14 protein-coding genes, 1 tRNA gene and 1 riboswitch are annotated in these 20,775 nt (G+C 59.4%); of the genes, 9 read left to right on the top strand and 6 right to left on the bottom strand.

Annotated features, from left to right (window positions below; all coding sequences use genetic code 11):
- Positions 1-37: 37 nt before the first annotated feature.
- From ABDK74_RS09320 to ABDK74_RS09310, 3 genes are all read left to right on the top strand, one after another.
- A tRNA-Phe gene (locus ABDK74_RS09320) sits at positions 38-113 on the top strand.
- A gap of 137 nt (positions 114-250) precedes the next feature.
- Positions 251-1,261 carry a DUF6624 domain-containing protein gene (locus ABDK74_RS09315; RefSeq protein ID WP_346003585.1) on the top strand — a complete coding sequence of 337 codons (1,011 nt, stop codon included), beginning with the start codon at positions 251-253 and terminating at the stop codon, positions 1,259-1,261.
- A 92-nt stretch (positions 1,262-1,353) separates the two neighbouring features.
- A complete protein-coding gene (locus ABDK74_RS09310; protein WP_346003584.1) occupies positions 1,354-2,376 on the top strand; it encodes a bile acid:sodium symporter family protein in 1,023 nt (340 codons plus the stop codon).
- Here the strand turns inward: ABDK74_RS09310 and ABDK74_RS09305 are convergent.
- The 4 genes from ABDK74_RS09305 to ABDK74_RS09290 are packed head-to-tail and all read right to left on the bottom strand — an operon-like array spanning position 2,301 to position 6,873.
- Positions 2,301-3,071, bottom strand: a complete 771-nt coding sequence (locus ABDK74_RS09305) for an ABC transporter ATP-binding protein (protein ID WP_346003583.1) — start codon at positions 3,069-3,071, stop codon at positions 2,301-2,303. The genes ABDK74_RS09310 and ABDK74_RS09305 overlap by 76 nt on opposite strands.
- A gap of 10 nt (positions 3,072-3,081) precedes the next feature.
- Positions 3,082-4,068: an iron ABC transporter permease gene (locus ABDK74_RS09300; RefSeq protein WP_346003582.1), complete on the bottom strand. Its 987-nt coding sequence runs from the start codon at positions 4,066-4,068 to the stop codon at positions 3,082-3,084.
- Positions 4,065-4,886 (bottom strand): ABC transporter substrate-binding protein, encoded by an 822-nt coding sequence (locus ABDK74_RS09295; RefSeq protein ID WP_346003581.1) that lies wholly within the window; start codon positions 4,884-4,886, stop codon positions 4,065-4,067. The genes ABDK74_RS09300 and ABDK74_RS09295 overlap by 4 nt, the downstream gene beginning before the upstream one ends.
- Before the next feature lie 28 nt (positions 4,887-4,914).
- On the bottom strand, positions 4,915-6,873 hold the full coding sequence (locus ABDK74_RS09290; protein ID WP_346003580.1) for a TonB-dependent receptor domain-containing protein: 1,959 nt from the start codon (positions 6,871-6,873) through the stop codon (positions 4,915-4,917).
- Positions 6,874-6,979: 106 nt separating this feature from the next.
- Positions 6,980-7,187, bottom strand: a riboswitch (cobalamin riboswitch).
- 159 nt (positions 7,188-7,346) lie between these two features.
- Between ABDK74_RS09290 and ABDK74_RS09285 the strand changes: the two genes are divergently transcribed.
- From ABDK74_RS09285 to ABDK74_RS09260, 6 genes are all read left to right on the top strand, one after another.
- Positions 7,347-8,114, top strand: coding sequence for a sulfotransferase family 2 domain-containing protein (locus tag ABDK74_RS09285; protein WP_346003579.1), 768 nt, complete (start codon positions 7,347-7,349; stop codon positions 8,112-8,114).
- Positions 8,115-8,339: 225 nt separating this feature from the next.
- The gene (locus ABDK74_RS09280) at positions 8,340-10,874 is read left to right on the top strand and encodes a TonB-dependent receptor domain-containing protein (protein WP_346003578.1); all 2,535 of its coding nucleotides are present in this window, start codon (positions 8,340-8,342) and stop codon (positions 10,872-10,874) included.
- Between the two features lie 156 nt (positions 10,875-11,030).
- The gene (locus ABDK74_RS09275; RefSeq protein WP_194255464.1) at positions 11,031-11,534 is read left to right on the top strand and encodes a DUF892 family protein; all 504 of its coding nucleotides are present in this window, start codon (positions 11,031-11,033) and stop codon (positions 11,532-11,534) included.
- A gap of 49 nt (positions 11,535-11,583) precedes the next feature.
- Positions 11,584-12,834 carry a DNA repair exonuclease gene (locus ABDK74_RS09270; protein ID WP_346003577.1) on the top strand — a complete coding sequence of 417 codons (1,251 nt, stop codon included), beginning with the start codon at positions 11,584-11,586 and terminating at the stop codon, positions 12,832-12,834.
- A complete protein-coding gene (locus ABDK74_RS09265) occupies positions 12,834-16,244 on the top strand; it encodes an AAA family ATPase (RefSeq protein ID WP_346003576.1) in 3,411 nt (1,136 codons plus the stop codon). Before ABDK74_RS09270 ends, ABDK74_RS09265 begins: the two co-directional genes overlap by 1 nt.
- Positions 16,245-16,454: 210 nt before the next feature.
- A complete protein-coding gene (locus ABDK74_RS09260; protein ID WP_346003575.1) occupies positions 16,455-17,321 on the top strand; it encodes a helix-turn-helix domain-containing protein in 867 nt (288 codons plus the stop codon).
- Here ABDK74_RS09260 and rfaE1 read toward each other — a convergent pair.
- The gene (gene rfaE1 / locus ABDK74_RS09255) at positions 17,307-18,746 is read right to left on the bottom strand and encodes a D-glycero-beta-D-manno-heptose-7-phosphate kinase (protein ID WP_346003574.1); all 1,440 of its coding nucleotides are present in this window, start codon (positions 18,744-18,746) and stop codon (positions 17,307-17,309) included. The genes ABDK74_RS09260 and rfaE1 overlap by 15 nt on opposite strands.
- Before the next feature lie 129 nt (positions 18,747-18,875).
- Positions 18,876-20,747: a molecular chaperone HtpG gene (gene htpG / locus ABDK74_RS09250; RefSeq protein ID WP_346003573.1), complete on the bottom strand. Its 1,872-nt coding sequence runs from the start codon at positions 20,745-20,747 to the stop codon at positions 18,876-18,878.
- Positions 20,748-20,775 lie beyond the last annotated feature (28 nt).

The following is a 20,775-nucleotide window of genomic DNA, read 5'->3' as shown; positions in this document are numbered from 1 at the left end:
CCCATCTCCGCAACGGGGTTATTCCTGAAGCTTCGGTGCCCAAGTAGCTCAGTTGGTAGAGCATGCGACTGAAAATCGCAGTGTCACTGGTTCGATCCCGGTCTTGGGCACCATTTACTTCCTTGAAATGATTATCTTGCACCGCACTTCAGAGCGACTGCATGTGTGTGGCCGCTAAGACCATTACGGTCTTGATCTGAGCCTCTGATGCAGGGCATCGTGACGTAACATTTCCTGACAGGATGTCGTCATGATGAGCCGTTTTCGCATGTTGATCCTGCTGGCCGCTCTGGGGGCAATACCTTCCGCATTTGGAGCCGTTGCGCCACCGTCGGTTCTGATCCCTTTTATTCATGGCGGGGGCTTCGATCCGGGAGATTACAGCTTCGTTCGGGGCGCTTTTCCGGGGGCAACAGCACAACAGGGGGCAGACTGGAAAGCCATTGAGGCTTATGGAAAAGCCTGCGTGCATGAGGCGGCTCTGACACAGGATGTGAAGCTGGAAAAGCTTGGGATCAAGGCGTCCGTTCCAGAAGATCGCGGTTATCAGGATCGATTATGTTCGCAGATCCTCAATGGGGTAGAAGCCGCGAACGATTTCAAAACTTTCGAAACATTTCATACCGCACTTTTCAAAAGCCTTCCCTACTGTCAGGTTTATGAGGCCGGAATTACGGCTTCAACCAATGCCATTCACGGGACGGGACAGAATACGCTGGAGGAAGAAGCGACTGCCCGTATCATTCCCGATCAGGCCTGGCGCAGTCCCTTGGGAACGGGGTCACTGGACAGGTTGTCAGGCGTGGACGCTGATACGCTTAAAATGCTTAAAAACCGTATGCTCGAGGCACTCACGGACGTGGATTGGAACAACAGCCACTGGGTGAGAGATCTTCTGGACAAGAACGGGTGGTCAACCACGATACAGGCAGGCCCCAGAGCGGCCAACATGGTATGGTTGATGGTCCAGCATGCCGATGACGATCCCGCTTTTCAGACAAGGGCCCTGCGCCAGCTTGCACCGTATGCGCGGGCGGGGAAATTCAGCAAACCAGATTACGCACTGCTGACGGACCGCGTCATGCTTGCCACGACCGGAAAGCAACATTACGGCTCACAACTCTCATGTCAGAACCATCATTATGCGCCATTTTCACTCGACGCAGGCGGAGAAAATCCAAAGACACTGGACAAACGGCGGGCGGAAATGGGTCTGTTTTCCGAAGCAACATATCTGACCTACCTTCCCTCCCATTGCTAAGAGCGCAAGCAACCAATCACATGGTTGGCGACAAACCGGATATGACCTCCGGGACCGTTGCATGTCCGGGCCGGATGCGGACATAGTGCGGCATGAAGCGCCTTGACCCCTTTCTCTTCTCCCTGATCTGCGCGATTGCGCTGGCCTCCATTCTACCCTGCCGTGGACAGATGGAGCATATTCTTCAGCATGTCGTGACGATCCTCATCACGTTCATGTTCTTCTTTCAGGGCGCGAAGCTCGAACGTCACGCCATTGTGGACAGCGTGAAGGACTGGAAACTTCAGGGTAGCGTTCTGCTCTGCACGTTCGCTCTGTTTCCTGTGCTTGGGGTCGGGCTGCATCTGCTGTTCCGGGCGGTTTTTCCCGATGCGCTGTTTGGCGAGGAACTGTGGTCGGGCGTGCTGTTCCTGTGCTGCCTGCCGTCCACCGTGCAGTCTTCCATCGCACTGACCTCCATTGCGGGGGGAAATGTCACGGCGGCGATCTGTGCTGCGACGGTCTCCAATATTGCGGGTATCGCAATGACGCCGCTGCTGACCGGGCTGGTGCTTGGACATGTGGGGGCGGAGCACTCGCCGCTGGGTTCCATCCTCGACGTGAGCAAAGAGCTTCTGCTGCCCTTCGCGCTGGGACAGATCCTTCAGAAATGGGTCGGGCCGATCGTGCGCAAGCACAAGATCCTGATCTCGTTTACCGATCGCGGATCTATCGTTGTCGTGGTCTATACCGCGTTCAGTTCCGCCGTGGTGGAGGGGATCTGGCATCGCGTTTCGGGCGCGCATCTGTTGGAAGTCGCATTGCTCGACAGTGCCATGCTGGCGCTGGTTCTGGGTCTGTCGCACCTGATGGGCAAGGGGCTGGGACAGACAACAGCAAACAGCATTGCGCTTCAGTTCTGCGGATCAAAGAAGTCTCTGGCGTCAGGCGTGCCGATGGCGAGCGTTATTTTTCCGGCAGCGTCGGTCGGCATCATCGTGCTGCCACTCATGATTTATCACCAGATCCAGCTTTTCACCTGCACGCTGCTGGCCCGGCGTTATAGCGCACGATTCCTCGACACCAGCGACCAGGGGACGGCGACCTCTCCGCAGCGTCGCACCGCCACACCGTAAACATCAGCGAAAAGCGCGTCAGTCAGTACGTCTGACGGCGGCCCGATGCTGACGAGAGCACCTTCCGACAGCACGGCGATCCGGGTGCAGAAACGGGCTGCGAGCGCCAGATCGTGCAGGACGACGGCCACCGCCTGACCCTGCGCCGCGTATCGGTTAAACAATTCCATGACCGTCAGGGCCTGAGCGGGGTCGAGCGCTGCGACTGGCTCATCCACCAGCAGGACAGGAGCCTCAACCGCAAGCGCCCGGGCGAGCAGAACGCGCGCGCGCTCACCGCCTGACAGACTAGCGGAGGAGCGGTCGGCGAAGGCGCTCATTCCCAAGGCATTCAGCGCCTGCTGAACGGCAGCCGCGTCCTGTTCCGCCGAGGCCGTGCGACGATGGGGCAGACGACCGAGCGTCACGACATCCCGCACACTCATGCCGATGGCGGATGGCGCGTCCTGCGGGAGATAGGCCAGATGCCGCCCGCGCTGTTCGGGTGGCATGGAGAACAGGTTCTGTCCATCCAGCAGGACACGGCCGGTTTCGGGACGGAGCAGTCCGGCCATGACGCGCAGGAGCGTACTTTTGCCTGCGCCATTCGGGCCGATCACGCCGAGAACTTCGCCGGGACGGACATCGAGTGTGATGTCGTACAGAAGCCTGTTCCCCTGAAGGGTCAGGCGGAGTGTGTCGGTCTGGAGGATCATGATCCGTGCCTCATACCAGCCGACCGCGCAGGCGCCAGACCTGCCAGAAGAAAACCGGCGTTCCGATCAGAGAGGTGACGACGCCGAGTTGCAGTTCAGTGCCGCTGACAGGCAGGCGCACGAACAGATCCGCGGCCAGAAGCAGCGCGGCCCCTCCCAACGCAGACGGCAGCAGCAGGCGCGACGGACGCGCTCCGACGAGCGGGCGCAGCAGATGCGGCATGACGAGGCCGACGAACCCAATCCCGCCCGCGACCGCCACACCACTTCCAACAGCCAACGCCGTTCCGATCACGACGTGCCACTGCACTGCGCGTAGGGAAAAACCCATCGTGTGGGCCACATCTTCACCAAGGGTCAGGGCATCCAGCGACCGTCCGGTCCCGAGCAGGAACGCCGACCCGACGAGCAGACCGGGCAAAGCGATCAGAACGTCATGCAGGCTCGCACGCGACAGGGACCCCATCAGCCAGTGCATGATTTCATAGGACGCATAGGGGCTCGGCACGAGATTGAGCGTCAGGGCCAGAAGGGCGGCGCTCATGGAGCCCAGAGCTGCCCCGGCCAGTACCAGAACGAGCGTCCCGCCGCGCGTGAGGGCCAGAAGCAGAAGCGTGGCCAGCCCGGCGCCCGACAACGCCGCCAGTGGAAGCGCAGGCGCCCAAACTGCGGAGACGCCGGTGTAAAAGACGAGGACCGCCCCAAGTGCTCCGCAGCCCGAAATACCGAGCACACCTGGATCGGCGAGCGGATTGCGGACCAACCCTTGAAGCGCCGCCCCCGACAGGCCGAGCGTACTGCCAACCAGCAGGGCGAGAATCATCCGTGGCAGGCGGATCTGACCGATGATGGTCGCGGCGATCGTCTCGCGGCCATGCAGCATGTCGGACAGCCCCTGAACGACGCCGATCCCCGCTGGGCCCGCGGCCAGCGACAGAATGGCGAGGGCCAGAACCAATCCCCCCAGAACAGCGACGGTCAGAACATAACGGCTCATGGTGAAGGCTCCGCTGCGGTCAGGCGATCATGCGCGGCGATCAGCGCCTCCAGCGCATCGAGGGTCTCCGGTGTGCCGCACATCGTCAGACGGCCGGGCAGCGCCAGACGGTGCGCGCCTGTAAATCGTCCCTGCAAGGCGGGATGGTGAACAACATTTTCGGCCAGGGACGAACCTTCGGAAATCATGCCGGTCACCAGAAGGTCTGGCGGATGGGCGATCAGAGTTTCGAGCGCGATGGTGCCATCCGGACGCTCGGAAGCGGACAGGCGGAACCCGGCGCGTTTGAGAAGATCGGAGATCAGCCCACCCTCTTCTCCTGCAAGGTTCGCACCGATAACCGTTGCCGTCAGGGTTTTTTCCGGCTGGGCGGGACGGAGGTTTTCAAGCCGCTCCTCAAAGGCGCGGACCATCTCCTCGCCGCGCGCCTCTTCGCCAATGGCGTGAGCGACTGTCCGGATCTGAACGGGAATATCCGCAAGGGACGCGATAGAGGGAAGCTGGACAAACGGAACGTGCAGGGCATTCGTCACGAGCGGGACGGTCGGGCGGTGCCATGTCCCGTCCAGAACGAGATCGGGACGCGTGGCGACGAGGTTCTCGCCGTCAGGACGCTGCACGGGATAGGTCTGCGCCAGTTCGCAACGGACGGATTCCGCGCAATCCATGGCCAACGGGCTGAGACCGAGAATATGGGACGGTTGCGCCAGTTCGAGCAGCAGTTCGTCCGTACACAGATTAAGCGAGACGATACGCGTCCGCACCGGACCGGCACAGGCCGACCCGGAAAAACAGCCCCACAGCAGAAGCACTGCCATTGGAGCTGAAAAGATATGAAGGAATGCCTTAAAGGCCAAACGTCACACCGCCGTAAAAAGACCGGCCCGGCTGGAGGTAGCCGACCGGATTTTCATAGTACCGGTTCCCCAGATTGTCGCCACGCGCGAACAGGGTGACGAAATCGGCCAGCTTGTATTCGGCCGCGATGTTCACCGTCACATAATCATGACCAATCGTGCTTCTGGACGTGTACCGGTCGAGATCGTGCCAGCCGCTGACATACAGCAGGCTCGGCGTGATGCTCAGGCGCTTGGTCGGCGTCCAGATGACGCTGGCCGTCGCTTTGTGACGGGGGCGGCGCACGAGTGCTGCACCCGTGCTGCGATCCGTGGCGTCCGTCCAGGTATAGGTGCCGCGCAGATCCACACTCTTGATGATGCGGTAATCGACGAATGCCTCAACACCATGCGTCTGGGCGCGCGCCACGTTGACATAGGTGTAGTTGTAGCCCGACAGCGCCGTGTTGATGAGATTGCGAACATGGTTGCCGTAATAGTCGGCCCCGAAGGTCAGCTTGCCATTCAGGAGGCGCTCTTCAAACCCGGCGTCAAAGCCCAAAAGGCGCTCGGCCCGCAGGTTCGGGTTCGCGAGGAAATAATAGGCCGGGTAGCTGACGAAAAGCTGGTTCAGGGACGGGCCGTGGAAGCCCGAGCCACCGCTGGCCTTCAGCGTCAGACCCGTTCCGGGGATTTTCACAGCCGGGGCAACGCGCCATGTCACGTAGTTGCCGTAACGCGAATTGTTGTCGTAGCGAATATTGGCCGAGCCGAAGAGAATATCGTGCCAGTGCCCCTCAAGCTGCCCCCAGGCGGCGTTCGTCGTGGTCTGGGCGTTGATCGGCGTCAGGATGCGCTCGCGGATATAATCATATCCAACGAGGAATGAGCCGTTATGGCCGAGATGCGTCAGGCCCTGCCAGTCCACTTTCAGCCGGTCACCGCGATTGGACGCGATGCTGGCTTCCCCAGCCGTAATGTCGTGACGGCGATAGGTGACGTACCCGACACCCAGCGTCTGCTCGAACACGCCCTTGAAGGACTTCAGATGCGCCGTCCCGCGCAGAATGGCCTGTTTGAGGTCGCTCTCGTTCTGCTGCGCTGAGGGGAGCGCTGGATAGGAACTGTAATCGTCAGCGACGTATTCGTAATCTGCCTGCGTCAGATGAGCCGTAAAGCCGAGATCGAAATTGTCCGTCACGTCATAGCCGAGGCGCACATTGGCGGTGCGGTTGTCGTTACGGTTGGACGCGACGTCATGACCGTGAACCTGCACGCGGATGTCTTTCGGCACGGCCTGATAATCGCCGACATGGTTATGCGAGACTTCGACCATATAATGAAAGCGATGCAGCGATCCCGAGAACCCGGCCGTCTGGTTCTTGGTGGAATAGCTACCGCCTTCAAGCCGGACGAAACCATGCAGCGGTCCCTGCCCCTGCTTGGTCGTCATGTCGATGACACCACCCATCGCATCCGCACCATACAGGCCGCTCTGCGGTCCGCGCAGGATTTCCACGCGAGCCAGCCCATCCGTCAGGAACTGCGCCGTATCGAAAGCCCCGGCCGGGGTGGACGGATCGTTGATGTCCATCCCGTCCAGCCGCACCTTCACTTCGTTGGCGTTGGTGCCGCGCATGAAGATCGAGCCCGTACCACCGGGGCCACCCGTCCGCACCATGTTCAGGCCCGGCTCGCGCGCCAGAAGGTCAGCAAGATCACGCCGCTGGAGCAGTTCAATGTCACGCTGGGTCACAACCGTAACCTGTGAGCCGACCTTGCTCAGATCCTGCGGGATGCGGTTCGCCGTCACCGTAACAGTCTCGGGAATGGACGATGAAACGGCTTTCGGAGCCGGAGATGCCTTGGGCTTCTGCGGCGAGACCGGTTCCTGTACCGGAACGGACGCCAGCGCCGGAACAGCAACAAGCATGCTCGTCGCAAGGAGAAGGCAGGAGATACGGGGCATGGTGATAGTAGTGTCTCGTCGTTCTGCGTCGCCCTCAAGAAGGAGGCAGACCCGCCGTCGCGCGGTCTGACCCGGCGTTCCGATGCACCCCGCCCGGACCGTCCTTCGGACAACTCATGCTGACGGCAGGTCTCCTGGCTCATGCTCCGTCTTCAGGCCCCTTCCCGGCCTGCGCCAGTGGGTTCATGTCCTGAAATCGCGCCACCCGCCTTGTGAGGCAGCAGCCAGCATTTACAGTTGCGGGGGCAGCCGCAGTTTCACACTGCATTCCCTTTTCACCCGCAAAAACGGGCACCGTCAGGTGTCATGAAGCGCTCCGGAAAGGGCAAGTCAAATACAAAAGACCTTTTGTGTCGGATTTGACACAGTAAAGACCGCAACATGGATTTCATTCCGTTACAATCTACCCTTTGCCTCCGTTTCCTGCCGCCGCCAGTGTCCGTTTCAACAGAGACAGGATCAGGAACACGTTCATGACGCCCCCTTCTGCCGTTCGGATGACCGATGAGAGCCATATCCTTCGTGCGGGCTCCTCCGGTCGCGGGCCAGAAGGCCCCGGCCTGCCACAGCGAATGTTGTGTCAGTTGTTCGGAGTGCAGCAGTATCCCGATGTCCACGCCCGTGCCGCCGATCTGCGACTGCGGCTACCGCTTGGCCGCAAGCGCCTTCAGCGGCTTGAACGCATTCGGGAAGCCGGGGCGCTGTTCATCCATGTTCCAAAAAATGGCGGAACGTCGGTCTGTGACCTGCTCTATGGCGGGGTCATGCTGCATGAGACATGGCGCTATTATCATCATGTGGCACCAGAACTCTGTCAGACCCTGCCCAGCTTTGCGATCTGGCGCGATCCTGTGAAGCGTTTCGTATCCGCATGGTCTTTTGCCCGACGCGGCGGAACGTCACAGGTCCGCATCCATCCCTCCGTCAGCGGACTCTACCGTTCATTCCACACGCTGGATGATGCCATCGACCACGTAGAATCCTGTTCATCCGTTTACGATCTGGACCATGTGTTCCGTCCCCAGAGCCTTTATGTCTGTGACCGGAACGGTCGACTTGCGGTTGATCAGCTTTTCCTGATGGAGCAGATCTCATCCCTGCCCGATCTGGTGCCCACCCTACACGGCCGGGTCGTACCCCATCTGAACGGTAACAGCCACGATGCCGCCGCCACTCCCGCGCAGGCCAAGAGGATTCGACAGATCTACAGCGCAGATGAAGACCTGCGTCCCGCAGGATAGGATTCCGAAACGATCTTTCCCCAGAAAAACGGGGAGTGTCTTCCAAATGTCACAATTCATGGGGAGTTTCCTGCCATTTATCGCCATTGCGCAGCCGAAATGTGACTAAATTGCCATACCCCTGTCATGTCATATTGTATCACGCTACATCTGATTGAAATGAGACCTGCACTCATGCTTTTTCTCGGCCGAAAGTTCACCTGACCGAGAAAGACCGAAAACACAATGCGCCTTGCTCGCCTGCTTTCGACTTCGGCCCTGTTTGCGTTTGGTACTGTGTCGGCATTTGCCGCACCCGCAGACAGCACGGCTCCTTCTGCAAAGAAGGGCCATACGAAAGTCGCTGCCGCCGCTCCGTCCATGATGGGCAACACGGCTCCAACAGACGAACATGAAGAACATGTCTCTGTCAGCGGTCACCATTCCTATTTCGATGGCGTAACACGCCGCGATGTCGGTGGTGGCCTGATGCAGAAACAGGACGCAGCGAAGTCCGTTTCGGCCATCTCGCGCGACTACATTGAAAAGCAGTCCCCGGGTCAGGACCCGATGCAGTTGATCGCGCTCCTTCCGGGCGCGAACGTCACGTCTTCCGACCCGGCAGGCCTGACAGGCAGCCATATGAGTGCCCGTGGCCTCGACCAGTCGCAGATGGGCTTCACCCTTGAAGGTTTTCCGATCAACGATATCGGGAACTTCGCGGTCTATTCTCAGGAAATCGCAGATTCCGAAAACCTGCGTAAGATCAGCCTCGCACAGGGCTCCGCAGACCTCGACAGTCCGCATCTGAGTGCCACTGGCGGCGTGGTCGACATGTACATGATCGATCCGAAAATGAAGAAGGGCGGCGCATTCGACGTCACCTACGGCTCATATGCCTATACGCGTGGTTTCCTGCGTCTCGATACCGGCAAGATCGGCCAGACCAACCTGCGCGCCTATTTCTCCGGGTCCTATGCCACGGAAGACGCCATTCATTCCGAGGCCACGAACCGCAAGCTGCATGCTGAAGCGAAATTCGTGAACGACTGGGGCGACGGCAACCGCGTCTCGCTCGCCATCGTCGGGAACCGTCTGTACAATTACCTCACGCCCAGCACCAACATGGCGTCGTGGGACACCTATGGCTTCGGCGTCAAGGACCAGTATGTCGCTCCTTGTTACAACGGCAATACTTGTACACGGCCGAATGGAACGACATTCAAGAACAACAGCGGCGCGACGATCAGCAATACGGTCTATAACGGGACCTACAAGCAGAACGACGCCAACTACTACAAGCTGCATCAGAACCCGTTTACCAACATTTATACCAGTGCACCGTCCACCTTTAAGCTGACGGATCACCTGGTCCTGACTGAAACCCCGTATTTCTGGTATGGTAACGGAAGCGGCGGCGCCGCTTACGGAGTTCCGGGCAACTGGGGCAAAACGAGCATGGGCGGTACGCTCGACGGGAAGACACCTGAAAAGGGAAGCCTGCTGTATGAGCCGTCCATCACCACAACCTATCGTCCCGGCGCTGTTACGAAGCTGACGCTCACCACCGGGGCCAACCGCCTGATGGTCGGATACTGGTTCGAATATGCCAAGCAGTCTCAGACTGCACCGGCCACCGGTATTGCTGCGAACGGAACGCCATGGAACATCTGGGGCGGCGGACCGAACTATGTGTTTAATGATGGCACGACCTACCAGTATCGTCAGAGTCTGACGCAGACGCGCACGCATGTCATGTTCATTGGTGACAGCCTGTCGCTGTTTAATAATAAACTGACCATCGACGCTGGCCTGAAATATGCCATTGTCTCACGTGACGGACATAACTTCCTGCCCGATACGTCCACCGGTCCGTATGTCGGCAAGACCTATTATGAGCCCCTGCCGACGGCGTCGATCCGTTATCAGATCAATCCGGAAATGCAGGTCTTCGTCTCTGGTTCGACGAACTTCCGTATCCCGACGAATTACTCCCTGTATGACGCCGGGACTTACTACCTGCCTTCGAAAAACTCTGCTGGAAACTATTACGGCACGCAGGCAACCCAGAACCAGCAGCCTGAAATCTCCATCTCGGAAGAAGCCGGCTGGCGTTACACCGGTCCGACGGTCATGGCCTCGGTCACATATTTCCACTACAACTTCACGAACCGCATGTTCCAGTCGACGCAGTGTCTGGATGCCACCTGTAACAACTACGCGTCCACCAACATCAACGCCGGTGGTCAGAGCACGAACGGTGTGGATGCGGAAATCGGCACGCGTCCGATCTTCTATCATATCCGTCCGTATGCTTCGTTCGAGTATGTTGATGCCCGTACGACCAGCAACCTGCTGTCCAGCTCTGGCAACAAGATCGACTACATGCCGACAAACGGCAAGTTCGCTCCCGAAACACCGAAATATCAGGTCGGCTTCAACCTCGACTATGACGACGGCAATATCTTCGGCGCTTACAAGCTGAAATATGTCGCCAAGCAGTATGCTTCTTTCATGAACGACGAAAGCATCCCTGGTTACGTCAAAATGGACATCACGGTTGGCTATCGCTTCAAGAACCTCGGCTTCCTCCAGGCTCCGAACGTCAAGCTCAACCTGACCAATATCTCGAACAATCACTATCTCGGCTTCCCGACAAGCCCGAAGGTGAACGCCCAGACACAGACTGGCATCTTCGGCAATTCCATCAAGGGAACGGCCCCGACCTACATGATCGCAGCACCGTTCGCTGCAATGGGGTCCATCAGCGCCGGTTTCTGATCCGTCAGATCCTGCTGCCCCTGAATGCCCCATGCCGGTCTCCGGCATGGGGTTTTTCATGCCTGCAAAGGTATTCCCAGCATGACGCTGCGCTCTTGCGCTCCATGGGACAATATGGCCATTTAAATCCACATCAGCGACACATAAGGATACACGGTGGCCAGAACGAAAACGACGGACAGATCCGCTCTGGATATCTATCTGGACGCTCTTCGGGATCACCTGTCCATTGAATCCAAGGCCATCGAGACCGCGCTTTCGGAATTGCCTGTATGTGAGCAGTATCCGGGGCTGTGTCGGCGGATGGAGCAGGATCTGGCGATGGGCCGGAGCCATGCGCGGGAGATCACGATCCTTCTGTCGCGGCACGGGCACCCTGCCCCGGTTCCGCATGAGACGGTTTCGTCCATTCTCAGCACTGTCTCGGGGCTGTTGCATGGAGGAGAAGCGCGGGACGTTCTGAAGAACGTGCTGGTGGCGAGCGGATACCGGGCGCATCAGATCACGTCTCTTCAGATGCTGATCGCGCTGGCGCGACAGCTTGGCTTTACGCAGGACGCATCGGCGCTGGAATGTCTGAAGGACGAGGAGGCGGCTTCGGCCGAGGCGCTTGAAAGCCTGATGCCGGATATCGTGTCGCAGTATCTGGCCGCGAACTGATATAAGCAGCACTGTTTGCAAGAGATTGGGGAGGGCGTAAACTTGGCGTATGTCCTCTTTCCGCTTTCTCCATGCTGCTGATATTCACCTCGACAGCCCCCTGAAGGGGCTGAGCCGTTACGAGGGGCTTCCCGAGACGGAAATCCGGGGGTCAACGCGGCGCGCGCTGGACCGGCTTGTTGAGACGGCGCTTAACGAAAAAGTCGATTTCGTCATTCTGGCGGGGGACCTGTATGACGGGACCTGGCAGGACGTGGGGACCGGGCTTTACATGCTCAAGGCCCTGAGCCGGCTGGTTCAGGCTGGCATCCGGGTTGTGACGCTTTCCGGCAATCATGATGCGCAGTCGGTTATTGCGCGCGAATTGCCGTTGCCCGACGGGATCAACCATTTTTCCTATGAGGCCCCCCAGACATTTCATTGGCCGGAACTCGGGGTGGCGCTGCATGGGCAGAGTTTTCGCGACCGTCATGTCCCGCATGACATGACGCGGGCCTATCCCGCGCCCGTCGCGGAGTATTTCAATATTGGTGTGCTGCATACGTCGCTGTCGGGGTATGGGGAGCACGAGACATACGCGCCCTGCTCTGTCGAAACGCTGTCGGCGAAGGGATATGATTACTGGGCGCTGGGGCATGTCCATGCACGCGAAATCGTCTGCGAGCATCCGTGGATCGTGTTTCCGGGCGTGCTTCAGGGACGTCATGCGCGCGAGACCGGGGCTTGTGGCTGTGCGCTGGTGAGCGTCGAGGACGGGATCGTCCGCTCAGTCGATTTTGTGAACTGTGATGTCGTGCGCTGGTGTCGGCTGGAGCTGGATGTCAGCGACATGCAGAGCATGGATGGCGTTCTGGGGGCCGCGCGGCGGGAGATGGAACACGCCCTTTCTGAAGCGGAGGGGCGCACGGTGATTGCGCGGATCGTGCTGACGGGGCGCAGCATTCTGCATGACCGGTTGTGTGCGTCGCGCGGTTGGGAAGATGATCTGCGGGGCATTGCGGTGTCGATGGCGCAGGAGTCCGCCGACGGGACGGCACAGATTGCGCTGGAGAAAATCCGCAACGAGACGTCTGCGCCCCTTCGGCAAAGCGGCGTGACAGAGACGCGTGAGCTTGATCTGGCGCTAGACGGGTTGATGCAGGACGAGGCGTTTCTGGCCTCCCTGCCCGACGATTTCGAAGGATTTTTCTCTGCCCTGCCCTCCTGTGTGGAGCGCGACAGCCTGATGCCGGAGGGGCAGTTTCCGCTTGAACAGGCGCGGGCGGCATTAAGGGCGCGGTTGTTGGGGGAGACGGAATAATGCGGTTCGAACGCCTCGATCTTCTGCGTTATGGCGGATTTCAGGAGACCACGCTGAGTTTTCCGAAAGGGGCGCGGGACCTGCACGTTATTTATGGTGCAAACGAAGCCGGGAAATCGACGACGCTCTGTGCGATCCGGGATTTCCTGTTCGGGTTTCCGCATCATATCGCCGGGGACTGGATGACGGCGGCGTCGTTGCTACGGGTCGGGGCCAGTCTGGAGCAGGATGGGACGGTTTTTGAGGGCGTGCGACGCCGGGGGCGGACCCAGACGCTGTTTGCGGTAGATGACAGGACTGCGCTCGAAGATCTGCCGTTGCGAACCTGGCTAGGAGGACTGGATTCGAAGGGATTTGAAGCGGCCTGGGCGCTGGATCATACGCGGCTGCGTGAGGGCGGCGAGGAGATGCGCCGCCTGAAAGACGATGCCGGACTTCAGATTCTGGCGGCCGGACTGGGGCTTGAGGGCGTTGGAAAACTGAGTGCGCGACTGCAGGAAGATGTCGGTTCGGAATGGAAATCCGGACGCGCGCGTTCGGCGCTGCAACAGGCTAGACTGAAGTTGACGACATTGCAGGGGACCCTGCGGAGCGACGTTGTAACCATCAAGAAATTATCTGTTGCAAATAAGGAACTTTCCGAATCAGAAACAGAAAAACAGTCCTGTGATGCAGTAGCACAGGACCTTGGCGTGCGCCGGAGAACCAATTCCCGACTGAAAATGACATCCGTTCCATTTCAGAAACTAACACAAATCGAAACGGAAATAGGATCTTTTCCAAGCTGGGATTTAACGATTGAAGATTGTATTCGTTTTGAGAACATTCTTGAATCGTTACAAATTGAAGGGCATAATGCCTCTGTTTTGCGGCGCCGGTTCGAAGCGTTATGCGTCCAGATTCGGGATTTTGGCGACGCCTCCCCTGTCCTTGTGGAACAGGACGCCATCCAAACGCTTCTGAAACGCAGCGATCTGGTTGCGCGGCTTGAAACAAAGGTCGAAGAGCGGAAAACTCGACTGACGCGGGATGCGATCTCGCTCGAACAGTTCTGGGCGCGGCATGGCTGTGAGGCTGGTGTGCTGCCTACTCTGGAAGAACTGGACGATCTGGGACAACGGCTTCAGGCGCGGGCGTTACTTCAAACGCAGGAACAGGATCTCCGGGCGCGGCTTCAGGAAACGGAACAGGCGCTGAATATTCTGCACCCTGAAGCCGTTTCGGAAATGGATGAACAAATCCGTCCTGAAAATCTGCGCCGGTTCCGGTTGGAGCTGGATGAGGCCCGCAGTCTGGGCGCACTGGATGAGCGGATTGACAGTCTTGCCGCTGAAGTCTTGCGGCAGGAAGACGCTGCGACTGCGGCTTATGGGGCGCTGATGCCGTGGCGCGCCAGCACGGACGATCGCAAGGGAGACCTCACGGCGTTGGCCCTGCCCGCTGGGGCCGTGTTGGAGGACGAGGTGCGGCTCTGGGCGACGCTGGACGAGAAGCGGCGCGTTGCACAGGACGACGCACAGGCGGCGGAGACGGAAGGGGCGCGTCTGGCGCAGGAATGCCGGCGCCTGGAAGAAGACGGGCAGGCCGTGTCGTGGGAGCAGCTTTCCGCAGCACGGCAGGAACGCGACCGGTTCTGGCAGGGCATGGAGGATCAGTTTCACTCCGGCGGGTGTCCCGCTCCTGCGACGCGGGAGGCGTTCGGAGTTCTGATCCAGAATGCGGACAGTCTGGCGGACCGGCGCCATGCCCATGCCGAGCAGTCGGCGCAGCTTGCAACCCTGTTGCGGCAGGGTAAGGATGCTGCGCTTCGGGCGGAGGAATACCGTCGGCGAGGAATGCAGGCGCAGGACGAACTGGACCGGCGCCATGCTGCGTGGAGCGCTTTGCTGGAAACATTCGGGGCGCCGGTGCTGCCGCCTGCGTCATTGCAGGTCTGGGTGGGTCGGCGACAGGAGGTTCTGGCCGCCGAAGAGGCTTTGCAAAGCACTAAAATGCAGCTTCAGGCAGCGATGGACAGTCGGGGCGATATGAGCCGACGGTTGCGGGTTTTCGGTGTGGAATCTGCGTCCGAACGGCTGGCGGTTCAGATCCGGCAGGCGACGTCTTTGCTGGAGCAGCGCGAGGACGAGGCCCGGAAAGCGGATGCGCGGAAAAAGGATCGTCTTCAGCGGGAAGAGGCTTTAGTCAAAGACCGAGCGGCCTTGTCGAGTGTGGAGCAGAAGCTGGCACTTTGGGAGGAAGACTGGGCACGGGCATGTGGGGACTGCCGCTATCCGGGGCGGGCGGAGCAGGCCGATCTGCGGGATGTGACAGAAGCGCTGACAATTCGGACGCGACTGGACAGCGAGCAGAAGGAACAGGACTCCGAGGCGCGCGATATCGCAGCGTTTCGTACGGAACTGGGCGGGTTTCTTCAGCGCTACGGGCAGGAATCAGCGGCGGAGCTTGAGCGGTTCCTGACGCAGGAACTGGAGCGCGAGCGGGAACGGAAATCCGTTATGCAGCAGCATGCGGCTCTCGCCGAAGAGATTGCACAGGCCGATCTGCGGATTGTGGAACTGGGGCAGGGGCTGGACCCCGTGCGGCGTCTTCTGGGTCTTGGGGCAGAGGACGATCTGCGTCATGCGCTGTCCCGCGCGCGAGAACGGGCAGGGCTTTGTGACAGGCGCGATGAGTTGCGGGAGCAGATTCTTCAGGCCGGAAATGGCCGGTCGCTTGAGTCGCTTCTGGACGAAGCGCGCGTGACGGACCCGGAGCAGCTTGAGCGGGATTTCGAGGAGATCGAAGCTGAAACGATCGCGCTCGATGCCCGCAGATCCATAGTTACAGAGCGGCTGTTGCAGGCACGGAGCGTGCTGGCGGAACTGGAAAGTGCTCGTGGCGTGCGTGGGGTCGCGGAAGACATTCAGGAAACGGAAGCGGAAATTGCCGAGCGGGCCAGCCGGTATGTTTCACTCCGGCTTCAGCAGTTGATGCTATCACGGCTGGTGGAACAGGGGCGACAGCAGGCGCATGGACCTCTGCTGTCGCGGGCGGGGGCTCTGTTCTCGCGGCTGACGCTTGGTCGTTACGAGGGGCTTGTGACGGAAGAGAGCGGTTCGGACGGGCTGGTTCTGGCGGGGCAGCGGTCGGCAAGCACGACGCCTGTTCCGGTTCAGGCCATGAGCGAGGGCACGCGCGACCAGCTTTATCTGGCTCTGCGTCTGGCGTCGGTCGAGCAGGCTCTGGACCGCGGCATTCGCCTGCCTTTTCTGGCGGATGATCTGTTCGTGACGTTCGATGAAGAACGGACAACGGTCGGGTTACAGATATTGGCGGAGTTTTCAGAGAAAACGCAGGTTTTGTTTTTTACCCACCACGGGTATATGATAAATAATTCAAAAGAAATTCCATCCATTATAAAGTTATAACTTATTTTATAAAAAAATATTTATCATTTTATTCGTTAATATTTCATCAGAATAAGCGATTCTTTCTCAAGACACAATATGAAATACATGTCGACTATTTCCATTTGAGGCGATTCTTTCTATAGCCATTCCGTTATGGTTGTTTCATATGGTTTTACTACCAAAAATGGTCTTTAGCGACATCCCCCAAATTTTCCCCAGAACACGGTCGTGACTGATATTCCGCAAGCCAGCCTGAGTGCACAGCGGATCATTCCGTTGGCGACTCTTGCGGCATCTCCTCGTGGGATGGATCCGGCTGTCGTTCGGCTCAGCACGGCACTGTCGCCCGCCATTGCTGCTCTGCTGGATCAGGGGCGGACAGTTCTGGTGCTCTCGCGGCAATCCACGGGCAAATTATATCTGGATCCGCATCAGTTCTCCACACTGGCACGACAACCCAGCATCGAACCAACAGCCGACGTCTTTCTGTTCAGTGTCACGCGTCAGGCATTGTTGCGGCATCTTCCCATGCTTTCGGGGCTTCCGCCGCTTTCTTTCGATCTGGCACGGGGGCCGGGCGCTTTTCTGCTGTCGGCGGCATCTATGCTCGAATCCGGAGCTCTGGAGAATGCCATCCCCCAGACACGCCAGCGCCTTTTGCAGCATGTTACGGATCTGCTGATCACAACAATTCTGGATTGTCTGGATCTGGAAGTCAGTGTGGCGGGACGGCGGCGGCACCGGCAGAGGCATATCCGGCGCTATATTGAATCGCGTCTGCACGAACATGATCTGACTCCCCAGAGCATTGCAGAGGCTTCCGGGATTTCGACGCGGGCGCTTTACCAGCTTTTCGACGGAGAAGAAGGCGCGGTTGCGGGCTGGATTCTCAACCGCCGACTGGAACGCATCCATTCAGACCTGACAAATCCGTCGCATGATGCGCTCCCGATTGCCCAGATTGCGTTGAATCACGGCTTTCGCAATGCTGCGCATTTCTCGCGGCGTTTCAGGCAGAAATTTGGTGCGTCTCCACGCGAAATCCGGCAGCGTGTCGCCATGCAGCCGGGGACACGGACCTCAGGTCGGGGCTGACTGCATCCCTTTAACGAGACGTGTGGTTGACTGCCCGTCCACGAGGTCCACCAGCACCACCTTACCGCCATATCCCTTCACCACATCGGCACCGACGACCTGGCCTTCGGTGTAATCCGCGCCTTTGACGAGAATATCGGGCTTCAGGGTGCGGATAACGTCGAGGGGGGTGTCGTCGTCGAACAGCACGACGAGATCGACTGAACGCAGGGCGCCGATCACTCTGGCCCGAGCATCTTCCTTCTGGACCGGGCGGGTTGGCCCTTTAAGGCGGCTGACAGAGCTGTCGGTGTTGAGCGCCACGATGAGGCGGTCTCCTTCGCGGGCGGCAGCCTGAAGCAGACTCACATGCCCTGGATGGACCAGATCGAAGCACCCGTTGGTAAATACGACTTTCGCACCATGCCGGTGCCAGCTTCCCACGATACGCGCGGCCTGCTCGACCGGAACGAGCGCGCCTGTCTCGGGCATTTCCTGAAGCAGCTCACGTGACAACTCTTCGCGTGAGACGGTTGCGGTCCCGAACTTGCTGACAGAGAGAGCGGCGGCGGCAGTCGCGATGACAACGGCGGTTTCCAGCGTCTGACCAGCGGACAGCACTGCGGCGACCGTGGCGACGACGGTATCTCCGGCACCGGAAACATCGAAGACTTCGGACTTGCGGCTGGCGACATGCAGCGGTTTCGCATCACGCTGCCAGAGCGTCATTCCGTCTTCCGAGCGGGTGACAAGAACGTCGCCGCCGAACTGACGGGAGAGGGTTTCCGCCACCTTCAGGACGTCACCATCGGTTCGGGCGGAAAGCCCGCTGGCCTGTTCCGCTTCGATCCGGTTGGGTGTCACGAGTGTGGCGCCGGCATAGGCTTCCAGCGTGCGTCTTTTGGGATCGACAATGACGGGGATGCCTTTGGCACGACCGGCTGCGATGATAACCCGCAGGACCTCATCCGTCAGAACACCCTTGGCATAATCCGAGCAGACGAGCACGTCTGAGACGTCTATCGCGCGGAGGGCTTCATCCATGAGACGTTTCTGGAGTATTTCGGAAAGGGGAGTCAGTTTTTCGACGTCGATACGCACGATCTGCTGACGACCGCTGACAACACGGGTCTTGGTGATGGTGGTCCAGTCGGGGGAAGATACGATCCCGTCCGTCTGGATGGTGGGCCAGAGGTTCAGACTGTCTTTCAGTCGCTGGGCCGACTCATCTTCGCCGACGAGACCGACCAGATGCACCTGCGCGCCCAGAGCGGCAGCATTAACCGCGACATTTGCCGCTCCTCCGGGCACACAGCGCAGGCCATCATGAAGAACGACCGGAACGGGAGCTTCAGGAGAAATGCGGCTGACGCCGCCCGAAATATACTGATCCAGCAGCAAGTCGCCGATAACCGTTATGCGGCCAAAGCGGAAATCGTCGATCACGGCCTGCTGCTCCTTCAGTCATGCGCCTGTTTCATATCTCACAGGAGCTTAGCAAAAAGAAAAGGCGAGGGATGAACTCCCTCGCCTTTGATGGACAGGAACGGAGCGAATGCTGCGTTCAGATCCCGTTCACCCGACGGCCGGACCAGCCAGCAGCGTGGCGAGCGAGCGGCCGAAACCGGTCGGGTCGGGCAGGGGTTCGCCTTCCTGCACACGCGCCAGATCCAGCAGGACGCTGGCATAGGCGGTGATGCTCTCGCCCTTTGCAACACGCTCGGCCAGAGCCTTGATGAGCGGGTGCTTCGGATTGATTTCGAGGATCGGCGGCATGGCGGGCATGGCCTGACCTGAGCGGCGCATCAGGCGCTGCATCGACAGGTCCGGGCCGCCATCGGATGTGATGACGACGGCACTTCCCGTTAGACGCACCGTGCTGCGAACGTCCTTGACCTGCTCGCCAAGGGCGTCCTTGAGGGCCGGAACCAGCTTTTCGACATCCGCGGCTTCGGTCGTGTCGGCATCCGTGGATTCAAATTTTTCCAGATCGCCATGGGAATGGACGACGGAACGCAGCGGCTTGTCCTGATAGGAGGACAGGCGCTCCGGCCAGAAGCCATCAACCGGATCGGACAGCAGCAGGACTTCAAGACCCCGGGCGCGGAAACCTTCAAGCTGGGCAGAGGATTTCAGTGCGTCCAGATTGTCGCCTGTCAGGTAATAGATGGCGTCCTGACCATCCTTCATGCGCGCAATATAGTCATCCAGCGTGACGAGATCGTCGCCCTGGGTGGAATGGAAGCGGGCGAAACCGGCGATTTCCGTCCGGTGTTCGGCGTCTTCCCACAGACCTTCCTTGATGACCGCGCCGAAGTTTTCCCAGAACGTGTTGAAACCGCCATCGGCGTCCTTCGCACGGTTGCGAATCTCGGTCAGGACACGCTTGGTGACCGCTTTACGGATGCGGGCCAGAACCGGGGTGGCCTGAAGCATTTCGCGCGAGACGTTGAGCGGCAGGTCTTCCGTATCGACCACGCCCTGCACGAAGCGCATCCAGTTCGGAACCAGTTCCGCTTCGTCGGTGATGAACATCCGGCGGACATGGAGATGGATCCGGCTTTCGCGGGACTGTTCCATGAAGTCGAACGGGCGAGCGCTGGGCAAGAACAGGAGGGCCGTGAATTCGGTCACGCCTTCCGCGCGCCAGTGCAGCGTCGCATAGGGTTCGTCAAAAGCGTGAGAAATATGCCGGTAGAATTCGGCATACTGTTCCGGCGTGATTTCGGATTTCGGCTTGCTCCACAGGGCCGTGCCTTCGTTAGCAGCCTGATCTTCCGTGGTGCCGTCTTCCTTGGTTTCACGCAGGGTGATGGGCCAGGAGATATGGTCCGCCCATTTGCGGATAATGGAGCGCAGACGCCAGCTGTCGAGGAACTCGTCGGCATCGTCTTTCATGTGCAGGACGATGTCGGTGCCCGGCGTAGAGCGGGATGCGGGGCTCAGCGTGAAGGCGCCCTTGCCGTCCGAAGACCAGGTCCAGGCCTGATCGGAACCGGCCTTGCGGGAGGTGACCTCCACACGGTCCGCGACCATGAAGGCTGCGTAGAAACCAACGCCAAACTGACCGATCAGGTTCGGGCGGTCTTCAGGCTTTGCCGAATTCAGCTTTTCTCCGAAAGCGCGCGTGCCGGAGCGGGCGATCGTGCCAAGATTCTGGGCCAGTTCGTCATGGGTCATACCCACGCCGTCATCGGAGATTGTCAGCTCTTTCTGGCTCTTGTCCGGATTGATGCGGATGGACGCATTCTCGGGAAGCGCCAGAGCGCTGTCTGTCAGGGCTTCGAAACGGCGCTTGTCCGTCGCGTCCGCCGCATTGGCGACGAGTTCGCGCAGAAAGATTTCACGATCCGAGTAAAGGGCATGGACCACAAGGTCCAGCAGCCGTCCAACCTCTGCACTGAACTCATGCTTTTCGGCGGGCTGCTGGTTGTTCGTTTCACTCATCTCATCAATCTCCGTTTAGGAAAGTGAT

This window comes from Gluconobacter sp. OJB, assembly GCF_039638275.1.
In the GTDB taxonomy this organism is placed as follows: domain Bacteria; phylum Pseudomonadota; class Alphaproteobacteria; order Acetobacterales; family Acetobacteraceae; genus Gluconobacter; species Gluconobacter cerevisiae.
This window is presented reverse-complemented; position numbering and strand designations above follow the sequence as displayed.

Excerpts from the sequence above, each read along its gene's own strand:
- ABDK74_RS09315 (WP_346003585.1), top strand. The coding sequence starts at position 251 with ATGATGAGCCGTTTTCGCATGTTGATCCTGCTGGCCGCTCTGGGGGCA.
- ABDK74_RS09310 (WP_346003584.1), top strand. The coding sequence starts at position 1,354 with ATGAAGCGCCTTGACCCCTTTCTCTTCTCCCTGATCTGCGCGATTGCG.
- ABDK74_RS09305 (WP_346003583.1), bottom strand. The coding sequence starts at position 3,071 with ATGATCCTCCAGACCGACACACTCCGCCTGACCCTTCAGGGGAACAGG.
- ABDK74_RS09300 (WP_346003582.1), bottom strand. The coding sequence starts at position 4,068 with ATGAGCCGTTATGTTCTGACCGTCGCTGTTCTGGGGGGATTGGTTCTG.
- ABDK74_RS09295 (WP_346003581.1), bottom strand. The coding sequence starts at position 4,886 with ATGGCAGTGCTTCTGCTGTGGGGCTGTTTTTCCGGGTCGGCCTGTGCC.
- ABDK74_RS09290 (WP_346003580.1), bottom strand. The coding sequence starts at position 6,873 with ATGCCCCGTATCTCCTGCCTTCTCCTTGCGACGAGCATGCTTGTTGCT.
- ABDK74_RS09285 (WP_346003579.1), top strand. The coding sequence starts at position 7,347 with ATGACGCCCCCTTCTGCCGTTCGGATGACCGATGAGAGCCATATCCTT.
- ABDK74_RS09280 (WP_346003578.1), top strand. The coding sequence starts at position 8,340 with ATGCGCCTTGCTCGCCTGCTTTCGACTTCGGCCCTGTTTGCGTTTGGT.
- ABDK74_RS09270 (WP_346003577.1), top strand. The coding sequence starts at position 11,584 with ATGTCCTCTTTCCGCTTTCTCCATGCTGCTGATATTCACCTCGACAGC.
- ABDK74_RS09265 (WP_346003576.1), top strand. The coding sequence starts at position 12,834 with ATGCGGTTCGAACGCCTCGATCTTCTGCGTTATGGCGGATTTCAGGAG.
- htpG (WP_346003573.1), bottom strand. The coding sequence starts at position 20,747 with ATGAGTGAAACGAACAACCAGCAGCCCGCCGAAAAGCATGAGTTCAGT.